The organism is Streptomyces sp. NPDC051211, assembly GCF_040689505.1.
Lineage (GTDB): Bacteria > Actinomycetota > Actinomycetes > Streptomycetales > Streptomycetaceae > Streptomyces.
Window position 1 is genome coordinate 59443 of the sequence record NZ_JBFBAV010000037.1, and the last position, 14536, is coordinate 73978.

The 14536-nt window shown below is 73.5% G+C and carries 14 protein-coding genes; 8 read left to right on the forward strand and 6 right to left on the reverse strand.

Annotated features, from left to right (window positions below; genetic code table 11):
• Nucleotides 1–23 precede the first annotated feature (23 nt).
• Entirely contained in the window at nt 24–1202 is a 1179-nt protein-coding gene (locus AB0447_RS28150) for an acetyl-CoA acetyltransferase (protein WP_366479631.1), read from the reverse strand.
• 109 nt (nt 1203–1311) lie between these two features.
• On the opposite strand from AB0447_RS28150, the gene AB0447_RS28155 reads away from it, so the two are divergent.
• Both AB0447_RS28155 and AB0447_RS28160 read left to right on the forward strand, forming a co-directional pair.
• The gene (locus tag AB0447_RS28155; protein ID WP_366479632.1) at nt 1312–2511 is read left to right on the forward strand and encodes an acyl-CoA dehydrogenase family protein; all 1200 of its coding nucleotides are present in this window, start codon (nt 1312–1314) and stop codon (nt 2509–2511) included.
• Nucleotides 2511–2984 (forward strand): nitroreductase family deazaflavin-dependent oxidoreductase, encoded by a 474-nt coding sequence (locus tag AB0447_RS28160; protein ID WP_366479633.1) that lies wholly within the window; start codon nt 2511–2513, stop codon nt 2982–2984. Before AB0447_RS28155 ends, AB0447_RS28160 begins: the two co-directional genes overlap by 1 nt.
• A 104-nt stretch (nt 2985–3088) precedes the next feature.
• Here the strand turns inward: AB0447_RS28160 and AB0447_RS28165 are convergent, their stop codons facing one another.
• Nucleotides 3089–3736 carry a TetR family transcriptional regulator gene (locus AB0447_RS28165; RefSeq protein ID WP_366479634.1) on the reverse strand — a complete coding sequence of 216 codons (648 nt, stop codon included), beginning with the start codon at nt 3734–3736 and terminating at the stop codon, nt 3089–3091.
• A 252-nt stretch (nt 3737–3988) separates the two neighbouring features.
• On the opposite strand from AB0447_RS28165, the gene AB0447_RS28170 reads away from it, so the two are divergent.
• The 4 genes from AB0447_RS28170 to AB0447_RS28185 all read left to right on the forward strand — a co-directional run bounded on the left by AB0447_RS28170 (nt 3989) and on the right by AB0447_RS28185 (nt 8517).
• Complete coding sequence (locus AB0447_RS28170) at nt 3989–4918, forward strand: VOC family protein (RefSeq protein WP_366479635.1); 930 nt, start codon at nt 3989–3991, stop codon at nt 4916–4918.
• 70 nt (nt 4919–4988) lie between these two features.
• Complete coding sequence (locus AB0447_RS28175) at nt 4989–7430, forward strand: serine/threonine-protein kinase (protein WP_366479636.1); 2442 nt, start codon at nt 4989–4991, stop codon at nt 7428–7430.
• 70 nt (nt 7431–7500) lie between these two features.
• Nucleotides 7501–8001 carry a peptidylprolyl isomerase gene (locus AB0447_RS28180; RefSeq protein ID WP_366479637.1) on the forward strand — a complete coding sequence of 167 codons (501 nt, stop codon included), beginning with the start codon at nt 7501–7503 and terminating at the stop codon, nt 7999–8001.
• Between the two features lie 111 nt (nt 8002–8112).
• Nucleotides 8113–8517, forward strand: coding sequence for a hypothetical protein (locus AB0447_RS28185; RefSeq protein ID WP_366479638.1), 405 nt, complete (start codon nt 8113–8115; stop codon nt 8515–8517).
• 139 nt (nt 8518–8656) lie between these two features.
• Here AB0447_RS28185 and AB0447_RS28190 read toward each other — a convergent pair whose 3' ends face one another.
• The gene (locus AB0447_RS28190; protein WP_366479639.1) at nt 8657–9103 is read right to left on the reverse strand and encodes an SRPBCC domain-containing protein; all 447 of its coding nucleotides are present in this window, start codon (nt 9101–9103) and stop codon (nt 8657–8659) included.
• 293 nt (nt 9104–9396) lie between these two features.
• Between AB0447_RS28190 and AB0447_RS28195 the strand changes: the two genes are divergently transcribed.
• A complete protein-coding gene (locus AB0447_RS28195) occupies nt 9397–9996 on the forward strand; it encodes a hypothetical protein (RefSeq protein ID WP_366479640.1) in 600 nt (199 codons plus the stop codon).
• A 17-nt stretch (nt 9997–10013) separates the two neighbouring features.
• Here AB0447_RS28195 and AB0447_RS28200 read toward each other — a convergent pair whose 3' ends face one another.
• The 3 genes from AB0447_RS28200 to AB0447_RS28210 are packed head-to-tail and all read right to left on the reverse strand — an operon-like array spanning nt 10014 to nt 12431.
• Nucleotides 10014–10790 carry an enoyl-CoA hydratase/isomerase family protein gene (locus tag AB0447_RS28200; RefSeq protein ID WP_366479641.1) on the reverse strand — a complete coding sequence of 259 codons (777 nt, stop codon included), beginning with the start codon at nt 10788–10790 and terminating at the stop codon, nt 10014–10016.
• Nucleotides 10787–11266, reverse strand: coding sequence for a zinc ribbon domain-containing protein (locus AB0447_RS28205; protein ID WP_366479642.1), 480 nt, complete (start codon nt 11264–11266; stop codon nt 10787–10789). The genes AB0447_RS28200 and AB0447_RS28205 overlap by 4 nt, the downstream gene beginning before the upstream one ends.
• A 13-nt stretch (nt 11267–11279) precedes the next feature.
• Nucleotides 11280–12431, reverse strand: a complete 1152-nt coding sequence (locus AB0447_RS28210) for a lipid-transfer protein (protein WP_366479643.1) — start codon at nt 12429–12431, stop codon at nt 11280–11282.
• Between the two features lie 98 nt (nt 12432–12529).
• Between AB0447_RS28210 and AB0447_RS28215 the strand changes: the two genes are divergently transcribed.
• Entirely contained in the window at nt 12530–14143 is a 1614-nt protein-coding gene (locus AB0447_RS28215) for a FadD3 family acyl-CoA ligase (protein WP_366479644.1), read from the forward strand.
• The last annotated feature ends 393 nt before the right edge of the window (nt 14144–14536 follow it).

Here is a 14536-nt window from a genome sequence, read left to right on the forward strand (position 1 = left end):
GGCCAGGGCGGGCCCGGGGCGGTTCAGCGGCCGAGGATGATCGTGCCGGAGGAGCAGAACCAGCCGCCGGTGCCGGAGGCCAGGGCCACTTCCGGGAGCCGGCCGCCCGCCTTGCGGACCTGTCCGTCGCCGGCTTCGCCGCGGAGCTGGCGGACCGCTTCGACGAGGAGGAACAGGCCGCGCATGCCCGGGTGGCAGGCGGAGAGGCCGCCGCCGTCGGTGTTGACGGGGAGTTCCCCGTCGCGCAGCAGGCGGCCCTTGCCGACGAAGGCGCCGCCCTCGCCCTTGGCGCAGAAGCCCAGGTCCTCCAGGGTGACCAGGGTCATGTAGGTGAAGGCGTCGTAGATCTCGGCGAGGTCGACGTCGGCGGGGCGCAGGCCGGCCCGGTCGAAGGCCCGGCGGCCGGAGACGGCGGCCGGGGAGACGGTGAAGTCCTCCCATTCCGACATGGTGGTGTGGGAGACGGAGGTGCCGGTGCCGAGGATCCACACCGGCGCCTTGGCGGTGTCGGCGACGAGGTCCTCGGCGGCCAGCAGGACCGCGCAGCCGCCGTCCGAGCGGATGCAGCAGTGCAGTTTGGTGAACGGGTCGGCGATCATCTCCCCGGACAGCACCTGGTCCACGGTGATCGGGTCGCGGAACATGGCGTCCGGGTTGGTCGCCGCGTTCGCCCGGGCCTGGACCGCGACCTCGGCCAGCTGTTCCAGCGTGGTGCCGTACTCGTGCATGTGGCGGCGGGCGGCCATCGCGTACTTGGCGATCAGCGTGTGGCCGTACGGGACCTCGAACTGGAGCGGGCCGCGGGCGCCGAAGGACAGGTTGGAGGTGCGGCGGCGGGCCTTGATGTCGGCGCGGGCGGTGGAGCCGTAGACCAGCAGGACCGCGTTGGCGTGCCCGGCCGCGATGGCGTCGGCGGCGTGGGCGGCCATCACCTCCCAGGTGGATCCGCCCACCGAGGTGGAGTCCACCCAGGACGGGCGCAGCCCCAGGTACTCGGCGACCTCGACCGGGGCCAGGGTGCCCAGGCCCGCCGAGGCGAAGCCGTCGATCACGGAGCGGTCCAGGCCGGAGTCGGCGAGCGCGCGGCGCGCGGCCTGGGCGTGCAGGGCGTACGGGGTGGGGCCGTCGACCCGCCCGCAGTCCGAGAGGGCGACGCCGACCACGGCGACCTTGCGGCGTTCCTTGCCGTTGACCAGGACCATGAATCTGACGGTACATCAGATTCATGGGATCGGTACATCCCCGGCTCTGGGCATCACCGCCGCCACGCCCTAGCATGACGCGCCGTCAGATACGGGGAGGAGCCCGCCGATGGACGCCGCCTTCACCGCGGAGCAGGACGAGATGCGCCGGACCCTGCGCGAGATCCTGGGCAAACGCTGCGGCCCGGACGAGGTCAAGGCCGCCGCCCGCACCGCCGCCGGACACGACGGCGAGCTGTGGCAGCAGCTCGCCCGGCAGCTCGGGCTGCCGGGCATCGCCGTCCCCGAGGAGTACGGGGGCGTCGGCTGCACCCCCGCCGACCTGGCCCTGGCCTGCGAGGAGACCGGCCGCGTGCTGCTGCCCTCCCCTCTGCTGGCCACCGCAGCCCTCGCCGCGCCGCTGCTCCAGGCACTCGGCACCGAGGCCCAGCGCTCCGCCCTGCTGCCGCCGCTCGCGGCCGGCGCGCTGACCGCCGCGCTGGCCGTGCCCGGCCCCGCGCTGGCCACCGCCCTCGGCCTGACCGGCGACAACACGGCGGGCGAGTGGTCCGGCGGCGGCCGGGCCGGCGGGGTGCAGGCCCGACGCGACGAAGCCGGCGGCTGGCGCCTCTACGGAGAGGTCGCACAGGTCCTCGACGGGCACAGCGCCGGACTGCTGCTGGTCGCCGCCCACGCGGGCGGCTTCGCCCGCAGCCGCACCCTGCTGTTCCTCGTACGGGCCGACGCGCCCGGTCTGGCCCGCACCCGGCAGGCCGTCCTGGACGAGACCCGACCCCAGGGCCGCATCCAACTCCGCGACACACCCGTCGAATTGCTCGGCGACAGCGACGAGGCCGAGGTGACCGGCGCGCTCGCCGCCACCGGCCGCACCGCCGCCGCCGTGCTCGCCGCCGAAGCGGTCGGGGCCGCCGCCCAGGCCCTCGCCCGCACCGTGGAGTACGTCCGGGCACGCGAGCAGTTCGGCCGGGCCGTCGGCTCCTTCCAGGCCGTCAAACACCGGCTCGCCGACCTGTACGTGCACGTCCAGGCGGCCCGCTCGGCCGCCTACTACGCCGCCTGGGACCCGGAGCAGGGCGGCCTCGCCCTCGCCCAGGCCCTCGAAGCCCTGCGCCTGACCTCCGCCGAGGCCATCCAGCTGCACGGCGGGATCGGCTTCACCTGGGAGCACGACGCCCACCTCTACTTCAAGCGGGCCGCCGCCGACGAGCTGCTGTTCGGCCCGGTCCACCGGCTGCGCGCGCACGCGGCCCACCGCGCCGGGCTGTTCACCCCCGGCGCCGCCCCGACCCCGGAGAGGGTGGCCGTCTGATGGCTCCCGGCGTCAAGCTCATGCAGAAGATCTCCTCGACCATGCTGTTCGCCCGCATCGCACCGCACTTCATCCCGGCGATGGACAAGGCGGTGCACCGGCTGACCCGCGGCAAGGTGATCCTCAGCGCCCAGATGCTTCCCGGGGTGATCCTCACGGCGAAGGGCGCCAAGAGCGGCGAACCGCGCATCACCCCGCTCGCCTGCATGCCGGAGGAGGGCGGGGCGAGCTGGCTGCTGATCGGCTCGAACTTCGGCCGCCCCGGACATCCGGCCTGGACCGGGAACCTGCTCAAGCACCCGGACGCGGACATCAGCTGGAAGGGGCAGGACATCGAGGTCCGGGCCCGGCTGCTGGCCGGCGAGGAGCGCGCGGCGGCATGGCAGGCCGTGCTGAGGTTCTGGCCGCCGTACGCGACGTACCAGGCGCGCATCGAGCGCGAGATCCGGCTGTTCCGGCTGGAGCGCCGCTGACCGCAGCCGTCGCAGCCGTGGGCGGCACGCCGTACGCGGCCTGCCGGGCGGCATGCCGTACGCGGGCGGCCTGCCGGGCGGGCGGACCCTGGCGGGTCCGCCGCCTACTTGGTCGGCTTCTTGCCGGTGATGCCCAGGTGCACGAGCAGCGCCAGGTTCGGCTTGAGCTCGGCCTGCTTGACGCCCCAGGTCTGGAAGCCCTTCTGGTGCGAGGCCACCGCCGCGAGCATGGCCACCAGCGAGCCGGCCATGGCCGCCGGGCTGACCTCCTTGTCGACCTTGCCCTTGGCCTGCAGCTCCTTCACCGATTCGGTGAGGGAGTTGGTGACCGAGTTCAGGATCTTCATGCGGATCTTGTAGAAGCGCTTGTCGCCCTCGGCGGCACCGAGGTCGACGACACGCAGGATCGCGTCGTTGCTCCGCCAGAACTCCAGGAACCCGTCGACGAGTTCCTCGGCGGCCTGCCACCCGGACTTCCCCACCCAGGAGCGGCCCTCGACGAGCGCGGTCAACTGCGCGCCCTCGGAGGCCATTTCCTCGGCGATCTCCAGGACGGCGCCCTCGACGTCCGGGAAGTACTGGTAGAAGGTCGCGGGCGAGGTGCCGGCCTTGCGGGCGACGTCGATCACCTTCACGTCGCGGTACGGCGAGCTGCTGAGCATCTCGCTGAGGCAGTCGAGCAGCTTCTGCCGCGTCGCCTGACCGCGCCGGCCGGCAACGCGGCCGTCGACGGTGCGTACTTGTCCTGTCATGCCGTCAGCTTACCGAGGGGTGATCGGGGCGCGATTCGGCCGCCTGCAAATGGGGTTACGGGGTACCTGGCCTGGGTGTAAGCGCGTTCACCGCCAGGTTTCGGGCACCCGCGCGCGCCGGGGGCCCGTATCCGCTTCGCCCGAATAGTCTCATCAACAGGCTGTGGACAAGTGCCCGGGCGGATCATGTCCTGACGGGCAGACTGCACCGGATTGCAGCGAGGCGCGCAGAAACGGAAGGAAAAAGGGCCCATGGCCGCATTTGCAGAGGGCACCCCGTGCTGGGTGGACGCCTCCCTTCCGGACGTCGAGGCGGGCAAGCGGTTCTACGGTGAGCTCTTCGGGTGGACCTTCGGCGGCGCGTCCGGCGAGTACGGCGGCTACACGCAGGCGTACAGCGGCGGCCGCAACGTCGCCGCCCTCGCCCCCAAACCCGACGGCCGCCTGCCCACCGTCTGGGGGGTCTACCTGTACACCTCCGACGCCTACGCGGCCGCCGCCCGCATCCGGGCCGCCGGCGGCCAGATGGTCATGGAACCCATGCCGGTCGGCCCCTACGGCACGGCCGCCATGGCCGCCGACCCCGGCGGCGCCGTCTTCGGCCTCTGGCAGCCGGGCACCCACCACGGCTTCGAGGCGAGCATGGAGCCGTACACGTACTGCTGGACCGAGGTCTACACCCGCGCCCGGGACGCCGTCGACACCTTCTACGCGCAGGTCTTCGGCTACGTCGCCCAGGACCAGGACGACGCCGGCATCGACTACCGGCTCTGGTCGCCGCCCGGCAGCCGGCCCGGCCCGGACACCGCCGTGGCCGGCCGCAGCCTGATCACCGAGGCGTTCCCCGAGTTCCTGCCCGCGCACTTCCTGGTGTATTTCGCGGTGCCCGACGTGGACGCGTCGGTGGCGACCCTGCGCCGTCTCGGCGGCCGGGTCAGCGCGGAGCCCTTCGACACCCCCTACGGCCGGATCGCGGTGGTCGCGGACAATCAGGGGGCGGCCTTCGCGCTCCTCGCCGAACCCGAAGCCGAGGCCGGGCCCCCGACCGAGGCCCGGACCGAGGCCCGGACCGAGGCCGGGGCGGGGGAGCAGACCGGGAGCCGGTCAGGGCCGCAGAGCGGGGCCCCGGCAGGAGCCGGCGCCGGATCCGATGTCCAGCACGGCTCGGACACGGAGCCGTAGCGGGCCGCGGCCTGACAGAATCGGGATGCGCGGGCCCGGACCTGGGTTCGTACGGGGAGGTGTGAGGCGAGTGGTGGAGCAGCTGACGCAGCACGACCCGAGACGGATCGGCCCCTTCGAGGTGCTGGGCCGGCTCGGTGCCGGCGGCATGGGGCTGGTCTATCTCGCGCGGTCGGCGTCCGGCCGCCGGGTCGCGATCAAGACGGTACGGACCGAGCTCGCCGAGGACCAGCTGTTCCGGGTGCGCTTCACGCGCGAGGTCGAGGCGGCCCGTGCCGTGTCCGGCTTCTACACCGCCGCCGTCGTGGACGCCGATCCGCGCGCCGCCGTGCCCTGGCTGGCCACCGCGTACGTCCCGGCGCCCTCCCTGGAGGAGATCGTCAACGAATGCGGGCCGATGCCCGTGCAGGCCGTACGGTGGCTCGCCGCCGGCATCGCCGAGGCGCTCCAGTCCATCCACCAGGCGGGCCTGGTCCACCGCGACCTCAAGCCCTCCAACGTCCTGGTCGTCGAAGACGGCCCCCGGGTGATCGACTTCGGCATCGCCAGCGGTGTCTCCAACACCCGGCTGACCATGACGAACGTCGCCGTCGGCACCCCCGCCTACATGTCGCCCGAGCAGGCGAAGGACTCGCGCAGCGTCAAGGGCGCCAGCGACGTCTTCTCGCTCGGCTCCACCCTGGTCTTCGCCGCCACCGGCCACCCGCCCTACCACGGGGCGAACCCGGTCGAGACGGTGTTCATGCTGCTGCGGGAGGGCCCCAACCTGGAGGGGCTGCCGCACGAGCTGCGCCCGCTGATCGACTCCTGCATGCAGATGGACGCCACCCTCCGCCCCACCCCGGCCGACCTGCAGGCCCAGCTGTCCCCGCACCTGTTCTCGGCCGGCGACGACAGCGGCACCGCCTCGGCCTGGCTTCCGGACCGCGCCGTCGCCATGATCGAGGCCCGGCGGGCGGGCCAGCGCACGCCCCCGGCCGGCGGCCGCCCGCCCCAGGGCTCCGCCCAGGCCACCCACCGCCGCGACCGCCCGGCACCCGAGCCCGCCCGGCCCGCCGACCCGTGGGCGGACCCGCGGACCGGCCATGCCGCGCCCCCGCGGCCGCACCACCCGCCGGTGACCCCGCCCCCCGCCCCCGTCCCGGCGCCCGTCCCGGTGCCCGTTGCGGTGCCCGTCCCGTCCGGCGGCGAGCCGGTCCGGCTGGGCGGCTCCCCGGTCCCGATCGGCCCCGGCCCGCGCGTCTCGGCGGTCGCCTCCGGCGCCGCCTCCACCGATTCCGCCACCGGCTGGGTCCGACCGCCGGGCGGTGTCGCGGCGGCCGCCGCCGCCCCGCCCGTCCGGACGCCCTCGCTGCCCCGCCCCGGCCCGGCGCCGGACAGCGGCCGCTGGCGCCCCTGGCGGTTCCGCATGTCCAACGAGGTCTGGGGCACCCCCACGGTCTCCGGCGAGCTGCTCTACGTCACCTCCTTCGAGGTCCACGCCCTGGACGTGGCGAGCGGCCGCCGCCAGTTCAAAACCCGCGACGTGGCCTGGGCCATGGCCGTCACCGACGGCCGCATCCACGCCTCCGACGGCCCCTCCCTGTACGCGCTGGACTCGATCGACGGCTCCGAGCGGTGGCGGCTGGCCACCGACGCCTGGGTGTACGCGCTGCGCGCCGACCGGGGCACGGTGGTCACCGCCACCCGCGGCGGCGGCGTCCAGGCGTACGAGGCGGCCAACGGCCAGAAGCTGTGGGAGCTGACCGGGGCCCAGACCGACTTCGAGACCACCGACGCGGCCCCCGTGCTGCACGACGGCTCGGTGTACGTCTGGCAGGACGCGCGACTGCGCGCGCTGGACGCCCGTACCGGCCGGGAGGCCTGGTCCTACCCGGTGGGTGACGCGGCCTCCTGCGGGAACGTCCCGGTCCGGGTCACCCCGGCACCGGACGGAAACGTGTACGTGGCGGCCGGCACCCGGGTGCTGTCCGTGGACCGCGCCTCCGGCCGGGTCCGCTGGCACTTCGAGGCCCCGGCCGTGTTCCTGGCCCCGCCGGCCTTCGCACCCGGCCCGGCGGTCACCGGCGGCGGCGTCTACCTGGCCGACTACCTGGGCACCGTCTACGCCATCGACGCGGCCTCCGGCACGGACCGCTGGCGCATCGCGACGGAGCAGCGGCAGTCCACCGACCCGGTCGTGGTGGCGGACGGCCACGTGCACCTGGCCTCCGGCAGCGCCCTCTACACCCTGGACGCGGTCACCGGCACCCCGAAGTGGCGGTTCGCGGCGGGTGCCGAGATCACCGGCGCCCCGGCGGTCGCGGACGGCCGGGTCCACTTCGGCTCGGCGGACCACTGCCTCTACACCCTGGACGCGGCGGGCGGCCAGCTCCGCTGGAAGCTGGCCACCGGCGGGGAGATCGCCGGCTCGCCGGTGGCCCAGGCGGGCGTGGTCTACGCGTGCAGCAAGGACCGCTGCGTGTACGCCCTGGACGCGGCGAAGGGGACGGGAACGCGCACCGCCCAGTGACGTGCCGTGACGCGCGCCGGGACCGCCCCGGAGCCGGAACCCGGACACGGCGCGTGTCAGGATGGGACCCATGAGCAACGAAAACGTCTACTTCGACATCAGCATCGACGGCGCCGACGCGGGCCGCATCGAGTTCAAGCTTTTCGACGACGTGGTCCCGAAGACCGCGCAGAACTTCCGCGAGCTGGCCACCGGTCAGCACGGCTTCGGCTACGCGGGTTCGCCGTTCCACCGCGTCATCCCGAACTTCATGCTGCAGGGCGGTGACTTCACCAACCAGAACGGCACCGGCGGCAAGAGCATCTACGGCGAGAAGTTCGCCGACGAGAACTTCACGCTCAAGCACGACCGCCCGTTCCTGCTGTCGATGGCGAACGCCGGCAAGAACACCAACGGCTCGCAGTTCTTCATCACCACGATCGTCACCGACTGGCTGGACGGCAAGCACGTCGTCTTCGGCGAGGTCGTCTCCGGCCAGGACCTGGTCAAGAAGATCGAGTCCCTGGGCTCCGGCTCCGGCCGCACCTCCGCCAAGATCGAGGTCAAGGCCTCGGGCATCGTCGAGGCCTGAGCCCCGGCCCCGAGGCCCCCGGCCTGACGGCAGCAGCGCGCAGCACGGCGGCGGCCCCCATCCCGACCGGATGGGGGCCGCCGCCGTGTGCCGTCCCGCTACGGTGGGCCGATGACACCGGCGACGGCGAGCTTCGTCAGATTCCAGGGCACCGTCCGGAGCCCGCGCGGCCATTTCCCCGGCGTTTTCGCCCTGGCCAACGGCCTGGCCCGGCAGGGGCGGCTGAGCGCGGAACAGCACCGCTTCTGGCGCGCGGCCAACGACTGGTACGACGCCCACTACCCCAACCCCTCGGACACCGATCCGGCCGTTTACGACCCCGTCCTGAACCCGGGCGCGGTCGCCTGGTTCAAGACCACGGCGGTGCACCTCATCGAACGGGTCCCGGGCTATCTGGAGCTGCTGGCCGCGCACGGCGTGCCCTGCGAGCGGGTGGAGTCCTGCGACCCCGGCCGGATCGTCTACGAGGACGACGTGCAGGTGGTGGCCGTACCCGCGCGGCAAGGGCGTCCGTGACGGCCGTCGTACCGGGCACGGAAGGGGCTCCGGACGGCGGCCGCCGCTCCGAGCAGACCCCTCGGGGGGTCTGATTCGAACCTACGTCCGCCGCGCGGGCCCCGCACGCCGAGCGGACGTGCGGGACCCGGGGCGTCCGTCAGGACGCGGCGGCGGTCTTTTCGGCGTGCTTGCGCAGGGCGTCGTTCAGTGCGGTGAAGTCACGCTGGGTGCCGGCCAGCAGCTTCCCGAGCAGCGGTACCAGCAGGCCGCGGAAGTTCTCGCCGTGCTCCAGCCGGGTCGCCCGGCCCGGGGCCTCGGACAGCCGGAACCAGTGCTCGCCGTCGAAGAGGCCCGGCAGGAAGAACCGGCCGAGCCAGCGGAGCTCCCGGCCGGGGGTGACGACCAGCACCTCCGGGCGGAACGTGGCCGGGCGGCGGCCGCCGGACGGGAACGTGCGCAGGGTGAGCCGGGAGCCGGGGGACAGTTCCCCGGAGGCCTCCCGGATGAAGGGGTTCCATTCGGGGTACCGGTCCAGGTCGGTCAGGACCGCCCAGACCTCCGGGGGTGCCGCGTCGATGACGATCTCGGTCGCAATGGTGCGCACGTGCCGTGCTCCTTCTGTGCGTGTGCTCACCGAAGGGACGCGGATGACTCGTGCGGGGGTGCCGCCGGATTCGGTGTACGGCCCTCCGTGCAGGTCAGCCGGGGTTCGCGGGCCGGGGCGGGAATGGAACCACGGATTCCTTGTGCGGCGCTCGGCAGGAGTGCCGTCTTCGCCGCCGGCGAAGCGAGCGGAGGGAGGCCTTCCGGCCATTGGCGCCCGAATGGGCTTCATTCCGGCGGGCCATGACGGCTGGTAGCCTGGCCCGCTGTCGTTCCGGGGGAGGGGTTTCAGCCATGGTTGGGCGTCGGATCAGGTTCGCGGCCGTACTGGTCGCCGTCGTCTTCGCACTCACCGGATTCTCCACCGGCGGCGGCAGCGGCGGCAGCAAGGGCAGCTCCAAGAGCAGTTCCAAGAGCAGCGGGGGCGGCTGCTCCAGCTCCAAGAGCAAGAACAAGAGCAAGAACAAGAACCGGACCACGAGCCACGGCGGCAGCGGCAGCACGGCCTCCGCCGCGCCTTCGCCCACCCGCACCGACGAGCCGGCCACCGCCTTCGTGACCACCTGCGCCGGCCCCTCCGGCCCGGCCACCACCGTCAGCATCACCTCCAGGCTGGGCCGCAAGGAGACCTTCGAGGTGTCCGTGCACCTGGAGGGCGCGTCCGGCACCGGCATCGAGGTGGACCGCGGCACGATCACCCTGGACCCGCGCCAGACCCGTACGTTCACCATCGCCATGACGGCCCCGGCGCGCGCGGCCGACGTCCGCAACTGCCGGATCGGCCTGGTCCGCACCGTCTCCGGCCCGGCGGCGGTCCGCAGCACCGGCCCGGCCGTGCCCGCCCCCAAGGTCACGCCCAAGCCGAAGACGACGAAGCCCCGCACCAAGCGCTGAGCGCCGCCCGGGTCCGGTCAGCGGATCCGCGGCTCCGGCGACCCCCGCCGGGAGGCGAACAGCTCCGCCTGCCGCTCGGGCGCCAGGTTCCCCAGGGTGACCAGGTGCGGGGCCTGGGCCAGGGCCTGCTGCAGCGCCGCCTGCTTCGCCGACCACAGCGACCGGACCGTCCCCTGCACCGCCTCCGTCGGGAACCCGGCCAGGGTCTCCGCCGTACGCAGGGTGGCCGGCAGCAGTTCCGCCGGCTCCGCGAGCTCCGAGACCAGCCCGATCTCGTACGCGCGCCGGGCCGAGAGCCGTTCCGCCGTCCCCATCAGGGACATCCGCGCCGCCTCCCCGAACGGCATCCGCTGCGCCATGTACACGGCCTCGTAGGCGCTGACCATCCCGTAGCTGGTGTGCGGGTCGAAGAAGGTCGCGGAGGTGGCGGCGACGATGAACTCCGACTCGCCGAGCAGGTAGAAGGCCCCGCCGCAGGCCATGCCGTTGACCGCCGCGACCACCGGCTTCCACAGGTCGTTGGCCTTCGGCCCGATGGAGACCAGCGGATCGTCGACGGAGTACGGCGACTCCGGCTGCGGGACCTCCACCCCCCGGTCGATGCCGGTGCAGAACGCGGCCGGCCCGGCCCCGGTGAGCACCACCGCCCGCACCGCCGCGTCGAACCGGAACTCCCGCCACGTCTCGGCCAGTTCGGCGGCCGTCGCCAGATCGATCGCGTTGTGCCGGCGCTCCCGGTCCAGGGTGACCACCGCGACACCGGTGGCCTTGTCGCGCTCCACCGTCAGGGTCATGACTTCTCCAGCAGCCAGCGCGGCACGCTGATCCCGCCCATCTCGGTGAACGTGACCTGCACCTTCGCGCCGATGCGCAGCCTGGCCGGGTCCACCGAGTCCAGCGGGGCGTCCGCCGAGGACACCAGGTTCCCGGCGAGCCGGATCTGCGGGGCGTCGGCGAGTTCCACCAGGATCACGTTGTACGGGGCCTGGGCCGCGTAGGCGGGAAGCAGCGGCGGATGCGGCCGGACGTACGACCAGATGCGGCCGCGGCCGCTCATGAGCTGCCAGGCGGAGGCGAAGGAGTGGCAGTGCGGGCAGCAGGGGCGGGGCGGGAAGCGGAGCCGGCCGCAGTCGGCGCAGGCCTGGATGCGGAGTTCGCCCCGGGCGGCGTACTCCCAGAAGGGGCGGCCGTCCTCGTCGGGCACGGGGAGCAGCAGCCCGTCCTCGGGGGCAGCGGCGGTGGCGGTGGCGGCGCCGGTGGTGGTGGTCATCTGTGGGGCCTCCTCAGGCGCGGAGCAGGATCGCGGAGGTGGGAACGCCCTCGCCGGCCGTGACCAGACAGGTCGCGGCGTCCGGGACCTGGGCGGTGGAGGTCCCGCGGAGCTGCTTCACACCCTCGTTGATCAGGTTGAAGCCGTGCACGTACGCCTCGGAGAGGCCGCCGCCGCCCGTGTTGAGCGGGAGCCGGCCACCGATCTCCAGGGCGCCGCCCTCGGTGAAGGCGGCGCCCTCGCCGCGGCCGCAGAAGCCGTACCCCTCAAGGGAGAGCGGGATCAGCGGGGTGAAGGCGTCGTAGATCTGGGCCACGTCCACGTCGGCGGGGCCGAAGTCGGCCTGCTTCCAGAGGTGGCGGGCGGCGGTCCAGGCGGGCCCGGACAGCGGGTCCTCGGTCCAGTAGTTGACCATCCCGTGGTGCTGGGCGGGCAGGCCCTGGGCGGCCGAGTGGACGTACACCGGCTTCTGCCGGCAGTCCCGGGCCCGTTCGGCGGAGACGATGACGCAGGCCAGGGCCCCGTCCGTCTCCAGGCAGTTGTCGAAGAGGCAGAGCGGCTCGCTGATCCAGCGGGCGGTCATGTACATATCGCGGGTCAGCGGTCTTTCGTACATCATCGCGGCCGGGTTCTGGTTGGCCCGGTTGCGGCAGGCCAGGGCCACGTTGAACAGGTGGTCGCGCGTGGCGCCGTACTCGTGCATGTAGCGGCGGGCCAGCATGCCGATCTCGTCGGCCGGGCGGAGCAGCCCGAAGGGGCGGGTCCACTGGCCGGGGGTGGGCAGCTGGACGGCGGTGTTCTTCCACGGCCGCGGGCCGCTGCCGCGTTTGCGGGAGCGCCAGGCGACGCCGACGGTGGCCTGGCCGGTGGCCACGGCGGCGGCCAGGTGCCCGACGGTCGCGCAGGAACCCCCGCCCCCGTAGCCGACCTTGGAGAAGAAGGTGACGTCACCGGCGCCGATCGCCTTGGCGACCTCCACCTCGTCGGTCTCCTCCATGGTGTAGGAGGCGAAGGCGTCGACCTCGGAGGGTTCGATCCCGGCGTCCTCGAGGGCGGCCAGGATGGCCCGGCAGGCCAATTCCTTCTCGGTCTGCGGAAGTTGTTTCGCGAAGGCGGTCTGACCGATTCCCACTATTGCCGTAGCGTCCTTGAGCGTTGCCGCCATCGCCACCTCCGAGGGTGCCTGCACCAGTGCTGACAGCCGCGAAGGCTACAGCTAATCTGACGGATAGTCAGCTACTGGGTTCGCGGGAGGGGCGTGCGATGGGTGAGGACACACGCGGCGATCTGCGCTGGGGCACCGTCCCGGGCCTGGTCCGAGCCGCGGCGGCACAGTACGCCGGGCAGGAGGCCGTCGTCGACGGCCGGGTCCGGATCAGCTACGCCCAACTCGGCGAACGGATCGAACGCGCCGCAGCCGCCTGCATCGCCGCCGGGGTCGAGGAGGGCGACCGGGTCGCCGTCTGGGCCCCCAACTGCCTGGACTGGATCGTCTCCGCGCTCGGCGCGGTGAGCGCCGGAGCCGTCCTGGTCCCGCTCAACACCCGGTTCAAGGGCACCGAGGCCGCGTACGTCCTGGGCCGCAGCCGCGCCCGCCTCCTCTTCATCACCGGCACCTTCCTCGGCACCTCCTACGTCGCCTCGCTGCGCCGGGCCGCCGGAGAGGGCGACGGGACCGGACCGCTGCCCGGACTCCCGCACCTGAAGGAGGTGGTGGTCCTCGCCGAGGACGCGCCGGAGTCCTTCCGCACCTGGAAGGACTTCCTGGCCGGCGGCGAGGGCGTCTCCGGCGCGCTGGTCCGCGAACGCGCCGACGCCGTCCGCCCCGACGCCCCCTCCGACATCATCTTCACCTCGGGCACCACCGGCAGCCCCAAGGGCGCCGTCATCACCCACGCGCAGACGCTCCGCTGCTACCAGGTGTGGAGCGAACTCGCCGGCCTCCGCGAGGGCGACCGCTACCTGATCGTCAACCCGTTCTTCCACACCTTCGGCTACAAGGCCGGCATCATCGCCTGCCTGATGCGCGGGGCCACCATGGTCCCGCAGCCGGTGTTCAACGTGGAGACGGTCCTCGCCAACGTCGCCGCCGAGCGGATCTCCGTACTCCCCGGACCGCCCACCCTCCACCAGTCCCTCCTCGACCACCCGGCCCGCGACCACCACGACCTGTCGGCACTCCGCCTGGTCGTCACCGGCGCCGCGGTGGTGCCGCTCCAGCTCGTGGAACGGCTGCGCGCCGAGCTGAAGATCGCGACCGTGCTGACCGCGTACGGCCTGTCGGAGGCGAGCGGGATCGTCACCATGTGCCGCCGCGGCGACCCGGCCGAGACGATCTCCGCCACCTCCGGGCGGGCCATCCCGGACACCGAGGTACGCATCACCGGCCCGGCCGGGGAGGTGCTCGGCCCCGGCGAGGCGGGCGAGGTCCAGGTGCGCGGCCACCACGTGATGCGCGGCTACTACGAGGATCCGGAGGAGACCGCGCGGGCCATCACCCCCGAGGGCTGGCTCCGCACCGGCGACATCGGGATCCTGGACGCCTCCGGCAACCTCCGGATCACCGACCGGATCAAGGACATGTTCATCGTCGGCGGCTTCAACGCCTACCCCGCGGAGATCGAACAGCTCCTCGGCCTGCACCCGGACATCGCCGACATCGCCGTGGTGGGGGTCCCGGACCCCCGCCTGGGCGAGGTCGGCAAGGCCTACGCGGTCCGCCGACCCGGCTCCACCCTGACCTCGGACGACCTGATCGCCTGGTCGCGCCGCGAGATGGCCAACTACAAGGTGCCGCGCGAAGTGGAGTTCGTGACCGAACTCCCGCGCAACGCGAGCGGCAAGGTCCTCAAGACGGATCTCCGCGCCCGCCGTTAGGACAATCCCAGCCCCACCGGGCGAGCCCCCTCCAGCCCCGCCGAGGGAGCCCCCTCCAGCCCCGCCGGGGAGCCCCCTTCAGCCCCGCTGGGGGGGAGCCCCCCTCTAGCCCCGCCGGGGGAGCCCCCTTCAGCCTCGCTGGTGGGAGCCCCCCTCTAGCCCCGCTGGGGGAGCCCCTTCAGCCCCGCTGGTGGGAGCCCCCTCCAGGCCCCGCCGGGGGTGGAGCCCCATCCAGCCTCGCCGGCGTTTGAGGCGCGGGGGTCCGGGGGCTGGCCCCCGGCAACGGCGCCGCACCGGACAGGCGGCCGCTGCGCGGAGCTGTTCCCCCCCCCCCCCCCGCCCCCGCGGGGGGGGGGGGGGCGCGCCCCGCCGGCCGGCCAGGAGCGCGCCGGG

Excerpts from the sequence above, each read along its gene's own strand:
- AB0447_RS28150 (WP_366479631.1), bottom strand. The coding sequence starts at position 1,202 with ATGGTCCTGGTCAACGGCAAGGAACGCCGCAAGGTCGCCGTGGTCGGC.
- AB0447_RS28155 (WP_366479632.1), top strand. The coding sequence starts at position 1,312 with ATGGACGCCGCCTTCACCGCGGAGCAGGACGAGATGCGCCGGACCCTG.
- AB0447_RS28160 (WP_366479633.1), top strand. The coding sequence starts at position 2,511 with ATGGCTCCCGGCGTCAAGCTCATGCAGAAGATCTCCTCGACCATGCTG.
- AB0447_RS28165 (WP_366479634.1), bottom strand. The coding sequence starts at position 3,736 with ATGACAGGACAAGTACGCACCGTCGACGGCCGCGTTGCCGGCCGGCGC.
- AB0447_RS28170 (WP_366479635.1), top strand. The coding sequence starts at position 3,989 with ATGGCCGCATTTGCAGAGGGCACCCCGTGCTGGGTGGACGCCTCCCTT.
- AB0447_RS28180 (WP_366479637.1), top strand. The coding sequence starts at position 7,501 with ATGAGCAACGAAAACGTCTACTTCGACATCAGCATCGACGGCGCCGAC.
- AB0447_RS28185 (WP_366479638.1), top strand. The coding sequence starts at position 8,113 with ATGACACCGGCGACGGCGAGCTTCGTCAGATTCCAGGGCACCGTCCGG.
- AB0447_RS28195 (WP_366479640.1), top strand. The coding sequence starts at position 9,397 with ATGGTTGGGCGTCGGATCAGGTTCGCGGCCGTACTGGTCGCCGTCGTC.
- AB0447_RS28200 (WP_366479641.1), bottom strand. The coding sequence starts at position 10,790 with ATGACCCTGACGGTGGAGCGCGACAAGGCCACCGGTGTCGCGGTGGTC.
- AB0447_RS28205 (WP_366479642.1), bottom strand. The coding sequence starts at position 11,266 with ATGACCACCACCACCGGCGCCGCCACCGCCACCGCCGCTGCCCCCGAG.
- AB0447_RS28210 (WP_366479643.1), bottom strand. The coding sequence starts at position 12,431 with ATGGCGGCAACGCTCAAGGACGCTACGGCAATAGTGGGAATCGGTCAG.
- AB0447_RS28215 (WP_366479644.1), top strand. The coding sequence starts at position 12,530 with ATGGGTGAGGACACACGCGGCGATCTGCGCTGGGGCACCGTCCCGGGC.